The 18582-nt window shown below is 35.9% G+C and carries 20 protein-coding genes; 8 read left to right on the top strand and 12 right to left on the bottom strand.

What is annotated here, in order from left to right; genetic code table 11:
- Positions 1 to 21: 21 nt before the first annotated feature.
- On the top strand, positions 22 to 1353 hold the full coding sequence (locus A3EM_RS0103495; protein ID WP_020526782.1) for an NAD(P)/FAD-dependent oxidoreductase: 1332 nt from the start codon (positions 22 to 24) through the stop codon (positions 1351 to 1353).
- A gap of 69 nt (positions 1354 to 1422) precedes the next feature.
- Here the strand turns inward: A3EM_RS0103495 and A3EM_RS0103500 are convergent, their stop codons facing one another.
- Positions 1423 to 1824, bottom strand: coding sequence for a DUF1987 domain-containing protein (locus tag A3EM_RS0103500; protein ID WP_020526783.1), 402 nt, complete (start codon positions 1822 to 1824; stop codon positions 1423 to 1425).
- Positions 1825 to 1853: 29 nt separating this feature from the next.
- Positions 1854 to 2396 (bottom strand): SiaB family protein kinase, encoded by a 543-nt coding sequence (locus tag A3EM_RS0103505; RefSeq protein ID WP_020526784.1) that lies wholly within the window; start codon positions 2394 to 2396, stop codon positions 1854 to 1856.
- A 213-nt stretch (positions 2397 to 2609) separates the two neighbouring features.
- On the opposite strand from A3EM_RS0103505, the gene A3EM_RS0103510 reads away from it, so the two are divergent.
- The 4 genes from A3EM_RS0103510 (at position 2610) to A3EM_RS0103525 (ending at position 5616) form a co-directional block, all read left to right on the top strand.
- The gene (locus A3EM_RS0103510; protein ID WP_026210080.1) at positions 2610 to 3392 is read left to right on the top strand and encodes an alpha/beta hydrolase; all 783 of its coding nucleotides are present in this window, start codon (positions 2610 to 2612) and stop codon (positions 3390 to 3392) included.
- A gap of 11 nt (positions 3393 to 3403) precedes the next feature.
- Positions 3404 to 4036, top strand: coding sequence for an HD domain-containing protein (locus A3EM_RS0103515; RefSeq protein WP_020526786.1), 633 nt, complete (start codon positions 3404 to 3406; stop codon positions 4034 to 4036).
- A gap of 85 nt (positions 4037 to 4121) precedes the next feature.
- Positions 4122 to 4832: a 16S rRNA (uracil(1498)-N(3))-methyltransferase gene (locus A3EM_RS0103520; RefSeq protein WP_020526787.1), complete on the top strand. Its 711-nt coding sequence runs from the start codon at positions 4122 to 4124 to the stop codon at positions 4830 to 4832.
- A gap of 115 nt (positions 4833 to 4947) precedes the next feature.
- Entirely contained in the window at positions 4948 to 5616 is a 669-nt protein-coding gene (locus tag A3EM_RS0103525) for a DUF4159 domain-containing protein (RefSeq protein ID WP_020526788.1), read from the top strand.
- Positions 5617 to 5641: 25 nt separating this feature from the next.
- On the opposite strand, the gene A3EM_RS0103530 is transcribed toward A3EM_RS0103525, so the two are convergent.
- The 7 genes from A3EM_RS0103530 to A3EM_RS45480 all read right to left on the bottom strand — a co-directional run bounded on the left by A3EM_RS0103530 (position 5642) and on the right by A3EM_RS45480 (position 11923).
- Positions 5642 to 6532 (bottom strand): MBL fold metallo-hydrolase, encoded by an 891-nt coding sequence (locus tag A3EM_RS0103530; protein ID WP_020526789.1) that lies wholly within the window; start codon positions 6530 to 6532, stop codon positions 5642 to 5644.
- Positions 6533 to 6701: 169 nt separating this feature from the next.
- The gene (locus A3EM_RS0103540) at positions 6702 to 7319 is read right to left on the bottom strand and encodes a YceI family protein (RefSeq protein ID WP_020526791.1); all 618 of its coding nucleotides are present in this window, start codon (positions 7317 to 7319) and stop codon (positions 6702 to 6704) included.
- Positions 7320 to 7397: 78 nt separating this feature from the next.
- Complete coding sequence (locus tag A3EM_RS0103545; RefSeq protein WP_157637720.1) at positions 7398 to 7751, bottom strand: nuclear transport factor 2 family protein; 354 nt, start codon at positions 7749 to 7751, stop codon at positions 7398 to 7400.
- Between the two features lie 212 nt (positions 7752 to 7963).
- Positions 7964 to 8545, bottom strand: a complete 582-nt coding sequence (locus tag A3EM_RS0103550; protein WP_020526793.1) for a Crp/Fnr family transcriptional regulator — start codon at positions 8543 to 8545, stop codon at positions 7964 to 7966.
- 265 nt (positions 8546 to 8810) lie between these two features.
- Complete coding sequence (gene radC / locus A3EM_RS0103555) at positions 8811 to 9509, bottom strand: RadC family protein (RefSeq protein ID WP_020526794.1); 699 nt, start codon at positions 9507 to 9509, stop codon at positions 8811 to 8813.
- 75 nt (positions 9510 to 9584) lie between these two features.
- Positions 9585 to 10139 carry a YceI family protein gene (locus A3EM_RS0103560; RefSeq protein ID WP_020526795.1) on the bottom strand — a complete coding sequence of 185 codons (555 nt, stop codon included), beginning with the start codon at positions 10137 to 10139 and terminating at the stop codon, positions 9585 to 9587.
- A 56-nt stretch (positions 10140 to 10195) separates the two neighbouring features.
- On the bottom strand, positions 10196 to 11923 hold the full coding sequence (locus tag A3EM_RS45480; protein ID WP_169513323.1) for a GAF domain-containing protein: 1728 nt from the start codon (positions 11921 to 11923) through the stop codon (positions 10196 to 10198).
- A gap of 450 nt (positions 11924 to 12373) precedes the next feature.
- Between A3EM_RS45480 and galE the strand changes: the two genes are divergently transcribed.
- A complete protein-coding gene (gene galE / locus A3EM_RS0103580; protein ID WP_020526799.1) occupies positions 12374 to 13408 on the top strand; it encodes a UDP-glucose 4-epimerase GalE in 1035 nt (344 codons plus the stop codon).
- Between the two features lie 93 nt (positions 13409 to 13501).
- Here galE and A3EM_RS0103585 read toward each other — a convergent pair whose 3' ends face one another.
- Positions 13502 to 14611, bottom strand: a complete 1110-nt coding sequence (locus A3EM_RS0103585) for a DegT/DnrJ/EryC1/StrS family aminotransferase (RefSeq protein WP_020526800.1) — start codon at positions 14609 to 14611, stop codon at positions 13502 to 13504.
- A gap of 263 nt (positions 14612 to 14874) precedes the next feature.
- Between A3EM_RS0103585 and A3EM_RS41410 the strand changes: the two genes are divergently transcribed.
- On the top strand, positions 14875 to 15921 hold the full coding sequence (locus A3EM_RS41410) for a serine hydrolase domain-containing protein (RefSeq protein ID WP_157637721.1): 1047 nt from the start codon (positions 14875 to 14877) through the stop codon (positions 15919 to 15921).
- On the opposite strand, the gene A3EM_RS41415 is transcribed toward A3EM_RS41410, so the two are convergent.
- Complete coding sequence (locus tag A3EM_RS41415) at positions 15913 to 16566, bottom strand: carbohydrate-binding family 9-like protein (RefSeq protein ID WP_020526802.1); 654 nt, start codon at positions 16564 to 16566, stop codon at positions 15913 to 15915. The two genes, A3EM_RS41410 and A3EM_RS41415, sit on opposite strands and share 9 nt — an antisense overlap.
- 272 nt (positions 16567 to 16838) lie before the next feature.
- On the opposite strand from A3EM_RS41415, the gene A3EM_RS0103600 reads away from it, so the two are divergent.
- Positions 16839 to 17114, top strand: a complete 276-nt coding sequence (locus A3EM_RS0103600) for a hypothetical protein (protein WP_157637722.1) — start codon at positions 16839 to 16841, stop codon at positions 17112 to 17114.
- Between the two features lie 2 nt (positions 17115 to 17116).
- Here the strand turns inward: A3EM_RS0103600 and A3EM_RS41420 are convergent, their stop codons facing one another.
- A complete protein-coding gene (locus A3EM_RS41420; protein ID WP_020526804.1) occupies positions 17117 to 18568 on the bottom strand; it encodes a TolC family protein in 1452 nt (483 codons plus the stop codon).
- Between the last annotated feature and the right edge of the window lie 14 nt (positions 18569 to 18582).

The raw sequence follows: 18582 nt of genomic DNA on the forward strand, positions 1-18582 counted from the left end.
AAACTTTCCCACGCTTCAAATATGCATATTGTAATTATTGGAAATGGAATATCAGGGATTACTGCTGCCAGACATATCAGAAAAAACAGTGATCATAAGCTTACCGTAATTTCTGCAGAAACCGACCATTTTTTTTCGCGTACGGCCCTGATGTACATTTATATGGGGCATATGAAATATGAGCATACCAAGCCTTATGAAGATTGGTTTTGGGAGAAAAACCGGATCAATCTGCTCAAAAAGTATGTTGAAAAAGTGGATACTCAAAACAATCAATTGCAATTTTCAGATGGAGGTCAGCTGACTTATGATAAATTGGTTCTGGCCTGTGGTTCCAAACCCAATAAGTTCGGTTGGCCAGGGCAGGATTTAAAGGGTGTTCAGGGCATGTACAGCTTTCAGGATCTTGAAGGAATGGAAAAATATTCGGACGGGTTAAAAAGAGCTGTGGTGGTTGGAGGGGGACTAATAGGGATTGAAATGGCCGAAATGTTCCATTCACGAAAAATTCCTGTAACATTTTTGGTTCGTGAAGAAAGCTTTTGGAATAATATACTTCCAAAGGGGGAATCCAATTTGGTGAACAGGGAGATTTTAAGAAACCATATTGACCTTAAGCTTAAAACTGAACTGAAAGAAATACTACCTGATGAAAATGGAAAAGTAAGAGCAGTAATAACAAACACCGGTGAGGAAATAGCCTGTCAATTTGTGGGGTTAACAGCCGGAGTTTCCCCCAATATATCTTTTCTTAAAGATTCTGGAATTGAAACTGACCGTGGAATTTTAGTTAATCATTATTTTGAAACCAATACAGATAATGTTTACGCCATAGGGGATTGTGCCCAGTTTAAAGAGCCTCTCCCCGAGAGAAGACCAATAGAGCAGGTTTGGTACACGGGAAGAATGCATGGTGAAACTCTTGCTCAAACCTTAACAGGAAAAAGAATTCCTTACACTCCTGGTCCCTGGTTCAACTCTGCCAAATTTTTTGACATAGAATACCAAACTTATGGCACAGTAAAAGCTGAAATTCCCAAAGACCAGGAATCTTTTTATTGGGAACATGCTGATGGCAACAAATGTATCCACTTTGTCTTTAATAAAGCCGATTCAAAAGTGGTAGGTATAAATCTTTTTGGAATTAGACATCGCCATGAGGTTTGGGATAAATGGCTAAGGGCAGGAAAAACGATTGGGGAAGTTTTAGCTAATTTAAAGGAAGCCAACTTCGATCCTGAATTCTTTAAGACTTATGAAAACCAAATTGTGGAACATTTCAATAAAAAGTATCCTGACCAGGCTGTCCGGATAAACGGGAAGAAAAGACTATTAGAATACTTTGGTTTGTAATATTTTTCCAGGCACAAAAAAACCCATTCCAAATCAATTAGAATGGGTTTGAGAATAATTTTGTCTTAATTAGTAAGCAATAAGCTGAATATCAAGTCCAGTATCCTCTCTGAAATCTTCTGCTTCCTCGATGTTATCTTCATCATCTTCAGGGTGATACCAGTTCACGGTAACGTCTTTTCCTTCCTCCTCAACACTCTTCAAGAACTTCAATAAATCCAGGATACCTTTTGAAGAACTTGTATTGAAATAAGTTAATTTTAATTCAAAAACAATTGGTTTTTCAGTCTTAGCATATGATTTTAACCAGTTAAGAAGTTTTTCATAAAACTCCCAGGTATCCTCCAGATATGATTCTCCTTCAAGAACGCATACACCGGTTTCAGCATTAAAATTCACATGAGGAGTAAAAAATGTCCCTTTCTCGCCTTCAATTGACAGGTTCTCTAATGATGTTACTTGTGTTTCCATGAATTATAAATTTTAATTTTTTTGAATTCTTATTTTGTAATTTTTACCGATAATGAAAAGAACGAAACTTCATCATTTACATTATGTACTTCCAATTCCAACGGGCTATCCGAGGTAATTGCGACATGAATTAAACCTATTCCGGCTCCTTTACTTCTTTCTTTTTGTGGTCTGTTTCTTTGCTCTCTTTTATATTTTCTTAACTCATCCCTTGAAAGTGAGTTAATGGTATCGCAACTTTCTACCAATTCCTCTACAAATTCTGTTTTCACCAAATTCCCACAAGAGAAAATATAATTATCATCAGTTTCTGTTACCAGGAGCATTCCCACACTATCCCTTCTATCTGAAAAACTAACTTTTTCGGCAGAATAGTATAAAATGTTTTGTGCAAGCTCCATAAACACTGAAAATACTTTTCTACTTGCGGTTGGATTTTCGGCTAACTTCTCCCTAATATCCGAACTTATTTCAGCCATAATCACTGGAGTAACAGGGCCTTTGTAGGAAATGACAATACTTTCCTGATGGATAAGGGAATAATACTCAAACAAACTGAATTTTCTACTCATCTTTAATTTATTGGTCTATTCCTTTTTGGATTGAATTGAATTTAATTTTGTTTTACTTAAACTCTTTGTTGTCTTTTTTATTTTTCTTATTCTTAAACGGCCTTAAATTATTTTATTTTTTTATAAGGCTATTATTATGATTTTCATCTAGTTAGCATATCGCTTTCAATAAATATGCGCTCAGGAAATATTTCTAAACTTTTAAATTTTAAAATGATTTTTGGAATAATCATCTCACTTATTAGTGTTTATATTTTAGTTTGTTTTGTATATTTCCTCATCCAGGATCGTATCATTTTTTTACCAGAAAAACTTGCTCCAGACTTTAAATACACCTTCAATTTCCCTTTCGAAGAACTTCATCTTGAGAGTAATGAAGGCGCTGTAATTAATGTGTTACATGCTAAAACCAACCAGCCCAAAGGAGTAATATTATATTTTCATGGCAATGCCGGTAGTCTGGAAAGATGGGGAGAATTAATTGAGGATTTTTTACCTTTTGGCTATGATGTATTCATGCCCGACTACAGGACCTATGGAAAAAGCACAGGAAAACTTACAGAGGAGAATCTGCATCTCGATGCTAAAATGTGTTATGAGTATCTTTCCCAAAAGTATGATAATATAATCATTTATGGGAGATCGCTGGGTTCTGGCCTGGCTTGCAAACTTGCCTCTGAAGTAAAGTCAAAATTAGTGGTGTTAGAAACTCCTTATTACAACATTCATGATGTGGCACAGTATTACACTCCTTTTCTTCCTTCCAAACTGCTGCTGAAGTTTAGGTTTAGGAATGACATTTATCTTGAAAAGATCAGCGTTCCGGTTTATATTTTCCATGGCACAAGTGACAAAATTATTCCCTATACTTCTGCTGTAAAGCTATCACATAAGCTCAGGGAAAATGGAGAATTTGTTACCATTCCTGGTGGTAAGCACAACAATCTGGCAGAGTTTGAACAATTTAACAGGAAACTTCAAGAAATTTTAAATTGATTTTCCATAACATGTCTGAGATTTTAAAAAATTACTGGCTGGAAATTCAGCATAAAATTTTTTCATCGGAAATTAAAAGTGATGAAGTTTTTAAGATTGTATTAAAAAAGCTCCTTGAAAAAAACAGGTTTTATCACAACCAAAGCCATATTGAAGATATGTTGGGAAAAGAGCGAACAATTGAAAGGTATCTTTCAAACCCTCTTGTTTTTAAATTGTCCATCTGGTTTCACGATATTATTTATAATCCGCTAAAATCTGATAATGAAGAGAAAAGTGCAGATTTGGCTATGGAATTGTTAAAAGAGTCTCTTATACCAATGACAGACTTAAAATTAATTGACCAATTCATTATGGCTACGCATAAGCATCAATTAATTTTCCCTCACCCCGATTTACCTTATTTTCTCGACCTCGATTTATCTATTTTGGGTTCACCAACTGAAAATTATAAAATTTATATGGCCCAAATAAGGAAAGAATATCGCCATGTTCCTGGTTTTTTATATAAAAAAGGAAGAAAGAAGGTTTTAAAATCTTTTTTGGAAAAAGAAGAAATATACTTTTCAGGGTATTTTAAAAACCTTTATGAGGAAAAAGCCAGAGAAAACCTGAAATTTGAAATTCAATTTTTATCGAATTAAGGACCAGTACTATTTTAATATTAAGATGAAGTTATTCTAAATAAATTAGTGCTGACATTTAATTAAATTATTCACAAGCATAGCTATGGCCACATTCTTCAAGGAAGATTTAGAAGAAAACGCAAATGAAATTACCCTTTCCCAGGAGGAATCCCGACATTGTGTGAAAGTATTGAGGTTTTCCACAGGTGATAAAATCTCTTTAATCAATGGTAAAGGATTTATTTTTCAAGGAGAGTTGTTGAATAATGACCTGAAAAAACTAAAAATCAAAATCGTCCATTCGGAGTTTGTTCAAAATGAGAATCCATTTAAAATTCACATTGCCATTGCTCCCACCAAAAATATGGACAGGATAGAATGGTTTGTGGAAAAAGCAACCGAAATCGGTATCGATAAAATTTCATTTATAAAAACCAGATATTCCGAAAGAAAACATTTAAAAACTCCACGGATTTATAATATTACCCAGAGTGCTTTAAAACAATCTGGGAATTTATTTTTGCCGGAAATATCAGAACTTCAGGATTTCAGGAATGTATTGAGCGGAATAAATGAGGAGGAAAAATTTATAGCTTATGTTCCTGAAAACCCGGAGAATACTCTTCCTAAAATGGCTTCCAAGGGGAAAAGCTATTGTGTATTAATTGGGCCGGAAGGAGGGTTTTCTGAAGAAGAACTGGAGCTTGCCCTGGCGAATGGGTTTAAACCTGTGAGCCTGGGTAAAAACCGTTTGAGAACAGAAACAGCAGGCTTCTTTTCCTGCTCCATTTTAAATATTATTAATCAACTTTAGAAGTTAAATAAGATGATTCAATAAAGTTGTTTAAAATTCACCCGTTCTTATCTATTTATTCGGAATATAAATTAAATTGCTTTGCCAATAATTCTTTAGGAAATTTAAACTTACTATGAGACCGCAAATATTTTTTATTTACCTTACCCTATTCACCTTGCTTTCAGGGAATTTATTTTCCCAGAATTATGCATTTAAAATTGCCAAACTAAAATATAATGGTGGTGGGGACTGGTATGCCAATAAAACATCACTTCCCAACCTGATAGAATTTTGCAATAAAAACCTGAATATGAATATTGCTGCAGAAGAGGATATTGTAGAAGTGGGCAGTATTGAAATTTTTTCATATCCATTTATTCATATGACTGGGCATGGAAATGTGGTTTTTTCAGCAGAAGAAGCGGAAAATTTAAGAAACTACCTTATCTCAGGAGGATTTCTTCATATAGATGATAATTATGGAATGGACCAGTTCATCCGGGTGGAAATGAAAAAAGTTTTTCCTGAAATTGAATTTATTGAACTGCCCTTCAATCATCCCATATACCACCAGAAATATGAATTCCCCAACGGCCTTCCTAAAGTGCACGAACATGACAACAAACCTCCCCAGGGCTTTGGAATAATCTATGAAGGCAGATTAGTTTGTTATTATACTTATGAGAGTGATTTGGGTAACGGATGGGAAGATCAGGTTATTTACAATGATTCTGAGGAAGTAAGAACTTTAGCGCTGAAAATGGGTGCTAATATCGTTTCTTATGCCTGCACACAATTTTAAAAAAACATTAAAAAGGGTGATCAAATCACCCTGATTTTTTTTTCCAATACCTGTATAAACCCGCTACACTCATCCATGCAGGATTGGCCGCCTCGTACTGTTTAATTCCTTTTTCATCAATTCCCCTAGACAATAATTGCTGACGGACATATTCCTGAAATTCAGGTGTAACTGTTTTAGGATCTTCATTGTTTTCAAATCTGGGTTTTATCCAGGCCGCCCACTCCAATAATATTTTTTCCAATTCATCCAGATGTTCATTTACATTAGCCACAATTCCAAAATGAGTCAGGTAAAGCTGTTCTAACTCCAGCCCTTTCATCAATTGAATGGAAACCTGCCAGTCTTCGATATTGATATCCGGTGGAGGACAGGGAGGTTGTATCATTCCAGTATCAATTTTCACTCCAGCCACATCCCCTGTAAATAAGACTTTGTCAATTTGCCAGGCAATATGGTGCACTGCATGCCCTGGTGTATGCCATGCTTTCACTGCAACATCCCCTACTTTTATTACAGCTCCATTTTCGACCGGAATTAGCTGCTCTTCGGAAATTGACCTCATTTCTCCCCATAATCTGTCCATATCATCTTTATAAATTCGCCTTGCCGATTCCATAAGTCTGGAAGGATCCGCCATATGTTTTTGCCCAAAAGGATGTAAATAAATATTAGCTCCATGATTGGCCAGAGCCCAGGCTGCCCCTGCATGATCCAGATGAATATGAGTAATGAAAACATGTTTGACCTCATCCAACTGATAACCATGATCTGCCAGGCCCATTTCCAAATATTTTAATGAAGAATGTGGTCCTGTTTCAATAATTACCGGACCTTCTGTAGTTTCTATCAAGTAGGAGGCGATCGCTTTCTCAATTTCCAGAAAATGGAGATCTATAACTTTTACTTTTGCCATATTTATAAAATTTTAATGCCTATGGAATTTGATAAAGCTATATTACCCAAACCAAATTGATTCTCCAAAAGATACTTTTTCCAAAAAGTTTGAGACCTTCAAAAACAAAAAAAGCTGTTCTGAAATTTCAGAACAGCTTCAAACATTAAAATTGTTGTAGCTAAATGGATCAGGCTTTTTTCAGCTGGATGTTACAAACTATTTCTACTTCGTCTCCAACTACTGCACCACCTGCTTCAGTCAGTGAATTCCATTTTAGTCCATAATCAAATCTATTGATAGTAGTTTTGGCTTTAAAACCCGCTTTAGTATTTCCATAGCCGTCTTTGGCAGTTCCGCCATACTTTACTTCAAAGGTAACAGGCTTAGTTACGTCTCTTATAGTAAGGTTACCTGTCATTTCATATTTTCCCTTTCCTTTCGATTTAAATCCTGTGCTTTCAAACTGCATTTGGGAAAATTTTTCAGCGTTAAAAAAGTCTTCTGACTTTAAGTGATTGTCTCTCATTTCATTATCAGTATCCACAGAGGCTACATCTACAGTAAATGAAACTTTGGCATCAGAAAAATCTTCTTTGCCTACGCTCATTTCCCCTTCAAACATTTTAAAAGAACCACTTACCTCAGAAATCACCAGGTGATCTACTGTAAACTGAACATTTGAGTGAACCACATCAGCCTGCCATTTCCCTGCTTCAATTTCATAAGGGTTTGTGGTGGTGAAAGAAGAAAATAATATAAATGCTAATCCAATTAAGGTTGACGTGATTTTTTTGATATTTTTCATTTTAAATAAAGTTTTATTAGTGATAATTTGAACATTTGATTTTTATTGAAAAGAATTTCCCAGATAAGTTCTTAGAAATTAATTAGAATAGAAAAACCTTTCGTTGATGATTTTCCCATCTTTCCAGTTCTGAACTGCAACCTGATCATATTTTCTGGTTCCCCAGTCTTTGTGATCATAATCGAAGTGCCATTCTACCACAGAAATATTATCCCCGGCAATTACATTTTTCACTTCTGCTCCTCTAAATTCTGTAATACTTGAAACAAAAGCTTCTTCATTTTTTCTACAGGCAGATTTTCCTTCTGTAGCAGGCTGGTCATTTTCCTGCATTTTTACACTTTCATCATAAAATTTATCAAATGCCTCAAGGATATTACCTTCCAAAATCATTTGATTTAGCTCATTTACCTGTTCCTTTACATTACTCATAATACTATTTATTTTTCGGTTAAAATTTTGATTTTCTGTTAATACAAAGGTAGGCTGAACCCACACACAATTTCATTGACCCATGGTAAGAAAAATGATTGATCTATGTTAAGAAAAAACATAGGCTGATTCACTCATTCTCAGCAACTTAATCAGCCACTAAAAACGGCTCGAACAAAACCATAAATTTTCCTGGAAATGCCTTTAAAGCATCATTGTTTGTGAGCCAGATCTTTGCGGATTCTGCTTAAAGATTCCGGGGTTATACCCAGGTAGGCAGCAATGTGGTATTGGGGAACTCTTTGGGTAATGAAAGGGAATTTCTTTAATAATGCCTGATAATTTTCTTCAGCCGTCTGGCTGAAATTATCCATTACCCTTCTTTGAAAAGCAATGTAGGCATTTTGGGTAAGTATTCGGAAAAACCGTTCGAATTTTGGAATTTCATGATAAATGTTTTCTAAATCATCCTTTCCAATTAAAATCACTTCAGTTTCTTCCAAAGCCTCAATAGCATAGATGGCAGGATTACCGGTAAGCAGGCTATACAAATCCCCTACCCACCAGTCTTCAAACGAAAAATTGATGATATGCTCTTTTGCATGATTATCCAAAAAATAAGTTCTCAGACAACCCTCGTTCACAAATCCGGTAAAATCACATTTATCACCTTCAAAAAGCAAATGCTGCTTTTTCCTCAGTTTTTTGGTTTTTAAAAAGGAAGTAAACCGCTGAAACTCCTCTTCTGTGAGGGAAATTTTCTTATCAATATTGGCTTTTATCTGATCGAACATATTTAGACCAACCCAAATGCTAAAGCTTAAAAGAGGCAATTTAAAGCTATTTCAATTCAAAAAAAAACAGCAGAAGTCAATTAAGTTAAAACCTGGGAACAAGTAATTCCTATTGTACCTAAGAAACTATAATATCAGTAAGGACTTTGCGCAAAAGTTTTTATCCCAATCAACCTACAGAAGCTTAAAAGTAACAAGGTAGCGAAATTTCAGACTTAAAAAGGACATACAATTTGCCTGCGCCCATATCGAAGGGGATACTCATTTACATCATTCCTTCATCATTAAAACTAAAATAATTGTCGTTGGTGAAAATGAGATGATCCAACACCGGAATTTCCAGAAACTTTCCGGCCTGTTTCATTTTTTCGGTAAGCTTTATATCAGCCTGGCTTGGGTTGAGATTTCCTGAGGGATGGTTATGTACCAGAATTAGGCCACTGGCCACATGGTCAAGAGCGACCTTAAATATTATCTTCGGATCGGCAATGGTTCCCGAAACACCTCCTTTGCTGATAGGCTCTAATTTCAATACTCTATTGGCTCTATTTAGCAAAATCACCCAAAACTCTTCGTGTTGCAAATCCAACAAATGTGGTTTAATCGCCTGGTAAGCATCGTTGGCACTGGTTATTTTAGGCTTTTCCACCGCATCTTCTACTTTTCTTCTTCGGCCCAGTTCCAGCGCACTGACAATGGTGATGGCTTTGGCCTCTCCTATTCCCTTAATTTTTGTCATGTCCTTAATGCTGAATTTGGCCAGTTCATTAAGGTTGTTTCCCGCACTTTTTAAAATTTGTTTACCTACATCAACTGCACTCAGAGATTTAGTGCCTGAGCCAATTAAAATTCCAATTAATTCTGCATCAGTAAGTACCGACTTGCCTTTGAGCAATAATTTTTCTCTGGGCCTATCTTCCTCAGCCCATTGTTTTATGCTGAGTTCAGTGTTGTAGTTGTTCATTTTGAATTAAGGTGAATCTCTATTTGAAAACAAAAAAGCCATCGGTTTTAGCGATGGCTTTTCAAAAATTATCCATTATTCCTGATCAGGAACTAACTCAATATTCATATCGAATTCCACTGTTTTCCCTACTACAGGAATTCCAGACTCCAGTTTTTGATTCCACTCAATGCCAAAGTCCAACCTATCAATCTCTCCTTTTATATGAAATACCACAATGTTATTTCCCCATAAATCTGTTGCCCCTCCTTTGTACAGTGCTGTTAACTCTATTTCTCTACATTGATCCCTAATGGTTAAATTACCAATTAACTTATAAGTATCTCCTTCAGTTTTATAGAAGGCGGTACTTTCGAATGTAATGGAAGGATAAGAAAAGGCATCAAAGAACTCTGGGGTTTTAAGGTGGTTGTCCCTCATATCGTTTCCTGTATTAAGACTATCGGTACTTAAACTAAAAGAGACTCTGGCATTTTCAAAACTTGACTCTTCCACCAATTCCAACTTTCCCTCAAACTCAGAGAAATTCCCACTTATAAAAGCTATTCCAAGGTGCCCTACCTTAAAATTGATATCCGTATGATTTAGGTCTAATTTCCAGTTTTGGGCTACAAGTGTTTTTGATTCCATTAATTTTAGATTATTTATTTAAGATTTGAATAGTTTAGATATTAACATCAATTAAATTAATTAGCTTTTTCTGCCAATTCCTTTTTCAATTTTAAAACTTCCTGCTGGCTGGCCATGTTTTTCCTTTGGGCTTCCTGAAGGGCTATGAGGTTTTTCTTCATTTGTTCCTCCTGCTTCAATTTTTTAGAAATATCTCCTACAATGGCTGTAATGATTTCCTCCCCATGAATATTTCCTACACAAAGTGTTATTTCAACCGGAAACTGAAAGCCGTACATTTTGCTTTTTCCGAAAAAACCATTTACAGTTTTATTCTTTTCCTGATTTAATCCGTCCAATTCCCCTAAAATTTTCTTCTCATCTTTGTGGAAAAAGAGATCTTCAATATTTAATTTCTCAATTTCTGTAACTTTATACCCAAACATCTTTTCAAATATTGGATTCACCTGGGATATCTTCCCTGCTTTATCAAAAAACAGAATAGTATTGGAGTAGTTGTTAAAGAAAATGTCCATTTTCTCCTTCTCTAAAGCAATCTCCTTGGTTCTTTTTGAAAGTTCTGTCTCAAGATTTCCTTTTATTTTTTCCAGTTCAGATAAGGCTCTTTCATTTTCTTGCTCCTTGGCTTTAAGATCTTTTTGGACCCGTTGCATATCCTCCTGAGTGGCCTGCAGCTCCTCCATATTCTGCCTTACTTCTTCTTCCTGAGCCCTGAACATTTCGGCATTTTCCTGAGATTCCTGTAGTAATAATTTAGTTTTTTCATTTACCCTTGCACTTACAATGAATGAAGCAATGTTTTCTCCAAGCTTTTCCACAAATTCAACCTGATAATCTTCAAACACAGTAAAGGAAGCCAGCTCCAAGATTCCCGCAACTTCTTCATTAAATTTAAAGGGAATGATTAACAGGCAACTTGGAAGTGCTTCTCCCAAACCGGAAGTAATGGACACAAAATCATTTGGAACTTCTGTCAGTAGTATGGGTTCTTTTTCCAAATAAGCCTGCCCTAAAAGTCCTTCCCCTGGTTCAAACTTTTCTTCCACAAATTTTTTACGGTCGTAAGCATAACAGGAAACCAATTCCAGACTTACCTCAGAAGTTTCATTTCCGTCATTCACGATAAATAAACCACCCTGATTTGCTCCAATGTAATTTATTAATCCGGATAGTAATTGATCGTAGGTTTCACTGCTTTGAGTATTTCTTAGCAAGTTGGAGAACTCAGCAATTCCTTCTGTAACCCAGTTTCTTTTTTGATCTGCTATTTTATTCTTATCAAGCGTAGCAATAGAATTTTTTAGTTCTTCCTCAGAATCTAATAATTTCCTGGTCTTTTCCTCCATTTCTTTTAGAATTTTGGAGGTTTTGGTTTCTGACTTTTTATTATGTAAAGTCAAAATATAGACCATAAAATACACCATCAAACAAGATAAAATAATGGCTATTGTCCCTACAAACCCTTCTCTAAACTGGTAGTCGTCAACCGGAGTTTCCAGCATAGCATTAATAGAATCGAAAAACAGAATCTGTATAAAATTAAAAAGGAGGCAACCCAAAAGCAATACCCTTTCTTTAAGGTCAAAAATTACTATGGGGAAAAAGGAAAAAGTGACCTGGAACAATGTCATCCCAATTACCCATGGGTCTCCATCTTTGGCCAAATAGCCATGGTAAACTGTGGCCAGAAGCGTTGGTAGAATAGAAATTACAACTCTGGAAAGATTATTAAGCCCTAAATAATTGAGTAATAAAACCCCTAAAGCAAGGAATGTTCCTATCAAAGGAATTGATGCAATGTTAGGCAAGAAAATATATGAAAGAATGAAAAATGGGAAAGCGATACAAGTCGAGATAAAAAATGCAGCATTATTAGTTAATGTAATTTTATGTCTTAAATATCTAGGCTGGGATTTTTCTAAACCAAGTTTGAAAATTTTTGTAATATTTATCATTCCAGTCTGGCAATTTACAATTTCGGGTTTCTGTTTTTAAATTTTTTGTTGCTAAATCTCAAACCTCAAAAGCCCCTCAATATTGTTAACAACTAGTAATGGATATAATTTATTTACGGAAAGATTAAAACAGGAAAATCCCAAAACTTTATCTTTGTTATCATCTCTTGTAGATGGGATTTTGGTTTTAATCATAAACCCTTTAAAATTGCCAAAGATTATTAGTTTCTGATCACCTTTAAAACCTTCCTAAAAAATTTTAAAAACACGCCTAAATAGATGGAGAAAAACACAATTTTAGTAACCGGAGGATGTGGATACATTGGCTCACACACCATTATTGAAATCCTTAGAAACACAGAGTTTAAGGTAATATCTGTTGATAACTGCCTCAATTCCTCACCTGATACCATGGAAAGGATTGAAAAAATCACAGGTGTAAAAGTGAAAAATTATAATGTTGACCTTACAGATAAAAAGGCAACTTTAAAGATTTTCGAAGAAAATCAGGACATCCTTGGAGTTATTCATTTCGCAGCCCTGAAAGCTGTGGGAGAATCAGTTCAGAAACCCATGTGGTATTATGAAAATAACATGAATTCCCTGCTCAGCATTCTAAATGCCTGCCAACGAAACGAGGTAAATAATTTTATTTTCTCTTCTTCATGTTCCCTTTATGGAAATGTGGCTCAACTTCCCGTAGACGAAAATACGCCTTTGAGCAAAACTGAATCTCCTTACGCCCATACCAAAAAGATAGGTGAAGAAATTATTGAAAACATTATTCATGTGAATAATATAAATGCCATTGCTCTTCGGTATTTTAATCCTGTAGGAGCTGATAAAACAGGATTAATTGGAGAAAATCCGATCAATAAGCCCAGCAACCTGGTTCCTGTTATTACTCAAACAGCAGTGGGAATTATTCCAAAACTCACTGTATTTGGAGATGATTATAACACCAGAGATGGCTCTTGTATTAGAGATTATATCCATGTAACTGATATTGCCGATGCGCATATCAAAGCCCTTCAATACTTGAAAGACGGGAAAAATACGGATAAATTTGAGATATTTAATCTGGGTACGGGTGATGGTGTGACTGTTTTGGAAGTGATAAAAGCTTTTGAAAAAGTAACTGGGCAGAAATTAAACTATGAATTAGGACCGAAAAGACCTGGAGATGTGGAAGCCATTTATAGTAACAGTGGAAAAGCAGAGAAACACTTGGGTTGGAAAACTAAAATTGGTCTTGATGAAATGATGGCGAGTGCATGGAAATGGCAACAAACTTTGGAAAAGGAGAAAAGTTAAACAATAGTACTTTTTTTTGAGGAATATATTCCCCTTTTATCAGGGTTTTAAGACAAATCAATGCTTAGGCCATTTCGATTTGCCTTAAAGTTTTCAATTTTCTTTAAAAAATCGCCAGATAATTTCTATAATATAATCCTGTTCTGATCTTTTCAAACCAGGATATACAGGGAGACTTAATTCAGTATTGGCAATTTCTTCAGTAATGGGGAAGTTGCCTTTTTTATATCCAAGGTTAGCATAGGCTTTTTGTAAGTGTGGTGGGATGGGGTAATGGATTAAAGTTTGAATGCCATGCTTTCCCATAAACTGCTGTAATTCATTTCTTCGGGGAGTTTGAATTGCAAAGACATGATGAACACTTTTCTGTAAGGTGGATTCCCAAATTACATTCAAGTCACTTATTTCTGAAAGTCCCTCCCGATAAATATTGGCCATATGGAGTCTTTCCTCATTCCATTTCTCCAAATATTTTAATTTCACTAATAAAACTGCAGCCTGCATCTCGTCCATTCGGGAATTTACGCCTACCTCATCATGCACATACTTTTCACTCGACCCGTAATTCCTTAACCGGACAACTTTTTCATAAATTTCCTGAGAATTGGTAGTAATTGCCCCGGCATCTCCAAAGGCTCCCAGGTTTTTAATGGGGTAAAAACTAGTGGCATTTACATCTCCAAAACTACCGGTTTTTCTCCCATTATAAGTTCCGCCTACCGTCTGTGCATTATCTTCTATTATCTTTAAATTATTCCTTTTTGCCACTGCCATAATTTCATCCATTTTGCATGGATTTCCATATAAATGCACTGGAATAATCGCTTTAGTTTTTCCCGTAATGGATTTTTCTATCAGATAAGGATTAATATTGCCCGTTTCAGAATCCACATCTACAGGAACAGGCTTTGCACCTGTCTGGGAAACAGCCATGAAGGTGGCTATAAAAGTATGGGCAGGAACGATTACTTCATCTCCTTTTCCAATTTCCAAAGCTAATAGGGAAAGTAATAAAGCATCCATACCATTTCCGACACCCAAAGCAAATTTGGTTTCCGAAAATTCGGCAAATTTCTGTTCAAATTCAAATAGTCTTTCCCCAAGAATATACCAGTTGGAATCAATCACTTTTCCTATTTCTTCCCTGATCTCCTCTTTGCAATCCAAATGCATTTTATCAAAAGAAAAAAAAGGAATATTCATGGGTTTCAATAAAAAATTCAGCTTTAAAAGTTGCAGGCAAAAACATTAAACACACAACAAATCTAAGTTTTTAGCAAGAAATACAATCAGAATTAATTAAATTAATGGAAAATCATCCTTAAACTCCGATTTTTTAATTTTTACTATCTGTCTGTCTCTTCATTCTACGCATTAGAAATTATCAGATGATGGGAAAATTCTATTTTATAAAAAATATACAAGGAAGTTTATATTTTCTTTTACTCTTATTCATTACTCCTTCAATGGCGCAGCAAGCCCCCCTCCACGGAGCAGAAGCTACTCCTTTGCAGACTAAAATCATATTGGAAAATATCAGCGATTTTCCCGCTAAAACCGAACTTTGCATAGCTACAATTAAAGAAGATTCTGTGAATTTTATAGGATTGAAGCTGGAAAATGACACCATAATTTACTGCCAAAACAAGAATTACCTTTTTGAAATCGGAGCGATTACAAAAGTGTTTACCTCTACACTTTTTGCCAGCCTGGTCATTGGGGGCGTGGTAAAGCTGGAAGATTCCATTACCCAATACCTGGACTTCTCCCCCAAACAAACACAAAAAGGGGGAAAAGAAATTACCTTCCTTTCTCTGGCTAATCATACTTCAGGATTGCCCAACCATCCTCCAAATTTAGTAAAATTACCCTATTACAAAATTGAAGATCCATATGCAGTTTTTGGCAAAACCCAGCTGGAAGATTATTTAAAACATAAAATGAAATTGAAATTTCCACCAGGAGAAAAATATGAATACTCAAACCTGGGCGTGGGAATTTTAGGGTATTTGCTCGCAAAAAGCACCGGGAAGTCATACAAGAGAATGATGGAGGAGGAAATATTTGCCATCTACCACATGCCAAATTCAGCCCTTGGAGAGAAATACTATTCCGGGAAACTGGCAAAAGGGCGGGACAAAAAAGGTTTTATTGTTCCCCCAGCCCATTTCAACGCCATGTTGGCCTCAGGGGGAATATTGTCCACCGCTGAAGATCTGTCCAATTTTGTATTAGCAAATTTTTCCCACGACTATGTGCTGGATTTTCAGAGGACAAAAACGTTCAGTATTTCCAAAGAAATGGATGTAGCACTTGGCTGGCATATAATGAAAAGTGGCAATGAAAGGGAATGGTATTGGCATAATGGGGCTACTGCAGGTTATAAAGCCGCCATGTTAATGGATGTGGAAAACCAAAAAGGTGTAATTATACTATCTAATATTTCGGGTTTTAACCCAATTATGGAAAAAATTGATTTGCTTACTCTGGAATTAATGGAATCCTTATATTGAATAACCATGCAACTTTAATATGCCAAAGGAAGTGGGGACATGGAAATCCGGTTCCGAAGTTTGAGGGTCAACCCAGCTTATCCATTCCATTACAGATTCCGGCTCTTTTATCTCTAAGCACCGACCTCTAAAAAGCCCTGCTTTTAATTTCCCATCCTCCAAAAGACCAAGTTTTTTCAAAGAAGCCATCGATATACTCCCGGCAACCTCATAGCCATCTGATTTTATTTTCCCAGCCACATTCAGGTTATTTTTACCAGGCCAGCCCCAGGCAAAATCAAAATCTCTGTAGAAATCCCCTATATAATCCAATACTTTGCTTTCCGGATCCATTTCCAAACAATAATAGGGTTTCATCTGATCATCCCGTTTAAAAAAAATCTCTACCCGATCTGAATAAATCACCTCCATTTTATCAGAACTGGTATTCTTCACCAAAATGTTGTGGTCTTTCACCAAAAAATGAAAATAAAACCTTTCTTCATCCCAAAGGGCCCGGAATTCTATTTTTGGAGGTTGCCCTGATTGCCAGGGATAAATAAACTCACTTAGGATTTCAGCTTTTTCCCACGATAAATGATTCAATTCTCCAGTGGTTCCGGATTCATTTTTTTTAACTAAATAAATCTTTTCTTTCTCTTTCATTTTTTTATCGAACAGATGTGGAGCAGGTAATTAAAAAGAAGAATTAACAATTGTTAACCGTATAAACAGCGTAATCATCAGGGAAATAATACAATTTAAAACTTCCTGGTTTTCACCTCCACCATTCTTAAAGAAGGGGAAACAATAAATATTTGATATTTCATTAATCCAACAAAAGTAGAGAAGTTAACCGAAAAGCAATAAAAATTACATCAGTAGTTATCCTGATGCAAATGCAGGTAATCCTCCAGCCAACCAGCCGTTTAGAGGACATGAAAAAACAACTACTCTTTTTTTTATTTAGTCTGGGAATGTTTTGTGGCAGTTACCTTGTGGGTTACAAAAACGGTCAGATCGACCACATTGAAAGCAAGCAGGCTATATTTAATATCTGCGAAGAAGAATGTTATCAGGAACTCTCCGTAAGGAAAGTGATCTCTCATAGATTTCCAGCTCCATACAATTATTACCTGGTGAAGTTTATTACCGATTGTAAAAATATTGGAAAGGAAAAGCCTGCTAAAACCTTAAGCGCACAGCTGAAATAAAATCACATTCCCAAACCTGCAGCCCAACGCAATGTAGCTTGAGACTTGGCATATTTGTGTTGCATATCATATAATTTAACTTCAGCCTCAATCAATTTTCCTTCCCGCACATTTACATAAAACACAGAACTTTCCCCATTAAAAAACTTCTGACGCTCCCCGGAAAGCATTTTTCTATAATTATTCACCATTTGTTCCTGCATCTCCAAAGTTTTTTCCAGGTTTAACATGTCGTTGTAAACTACGTATAAATCATTTAGAATTTTCCTTTCCAGTCGAATCCTTTCCAGGTTTGTCTGTTCTATTTTTATCCCTGTTTGTTTCACCTTTGCCCTTTCCTTTCTCAGAAAAACAGGCATATTAAAAGCCACACCAAATTTATAATCCTCACTAAACCTGGCTGATTCTACAGGCGCTCCACTTCGGCTTAAAAAATTATAATTTAGATTAAGTGTTGGTTTAAGCATTTCTTTGGCCAGCTTTTCATCAATACTAAGTCCTTCAATTTTCAGCCTGATCTTCTGGATTTCCGGATGGTTATTTCTGGCAAACTCGTATAAATCCTCAATAGGAGCTTCGGAAAAAGATTCTGGTAGATTAGGCGTGGGCACGAAAGTATCCGATAATTCCAATGGAACATCTTCTGGTCCCCAAATATGATTGGACAAAATCAGTCTGGAATTTTGGAGTTCCACTGAGGCATTCTGTAAATCGATTTCCCTTTGTTGCATGGTTATCATGGCTTCTACTGAATCCAGCCTGGCCAGGTCTCCCTGCCTCACCCTGATTTTAACCGCATTAAACCGGAAAAGAGCCAGTTCGTAACCATTCTGAAATAACCGGTATTTATGATAACTAAAGTACCAGGACCAATAATCTTTCGCCACTTCCAAAAGTAATTTGTTGATCATTTTCACTTTTTCTGCTTCAGCAAGACTTTCAAAGATCTCCGCCTGCTTCATTGCAGCCCTTCGCTGATCAATAAATAAACCCTGACCTATAGGGACAGATATTCCGGCAAAAGCCAGACCCTGGCCACTATCCGTATCATTCTGTGGATTAAGATACTCGCCTGTATTTTTCTCATATCCGGCTTTTAAATCAATTCCCCCAATCCATACCGGCACTTTTAACTCAGACTTCCATAAGGCGTAATAATCTTTCCCTTTGAATTGCTTTGTATCATAATCAGAAGACAATTTAGGATCAAAACCTCCTCTGGCTAAACGGATTTGTTGCCGGGCATTTTCCGATAATAAATCGGCCTGTTTGGCTACAGGATGATAAGTAAGGATTTGGGAAAACAAATCATCAATCTGAAGCACAAGGCTGTCAGGTTCGTTAAAAGGATTGGCATTTATCTGAAAACCAAAGCTCATGAGGAAAATTCCCAATAGAATCCTGTGACTTACAGCACTAGCCGAAATGGTAAAATTGAATTTATGTACAAACATTTTAAAAATCACTT

It is taken from the genome of Flexithrix dorotheae DSM 6795 (assembly GCF_000379765.1).
Lineage (GTDB): Bacteria > Bacteroidota > Bacteroidia > Cytophagales > Flammeovirgaceae > Flexithrix > Flexithrix dorotheae.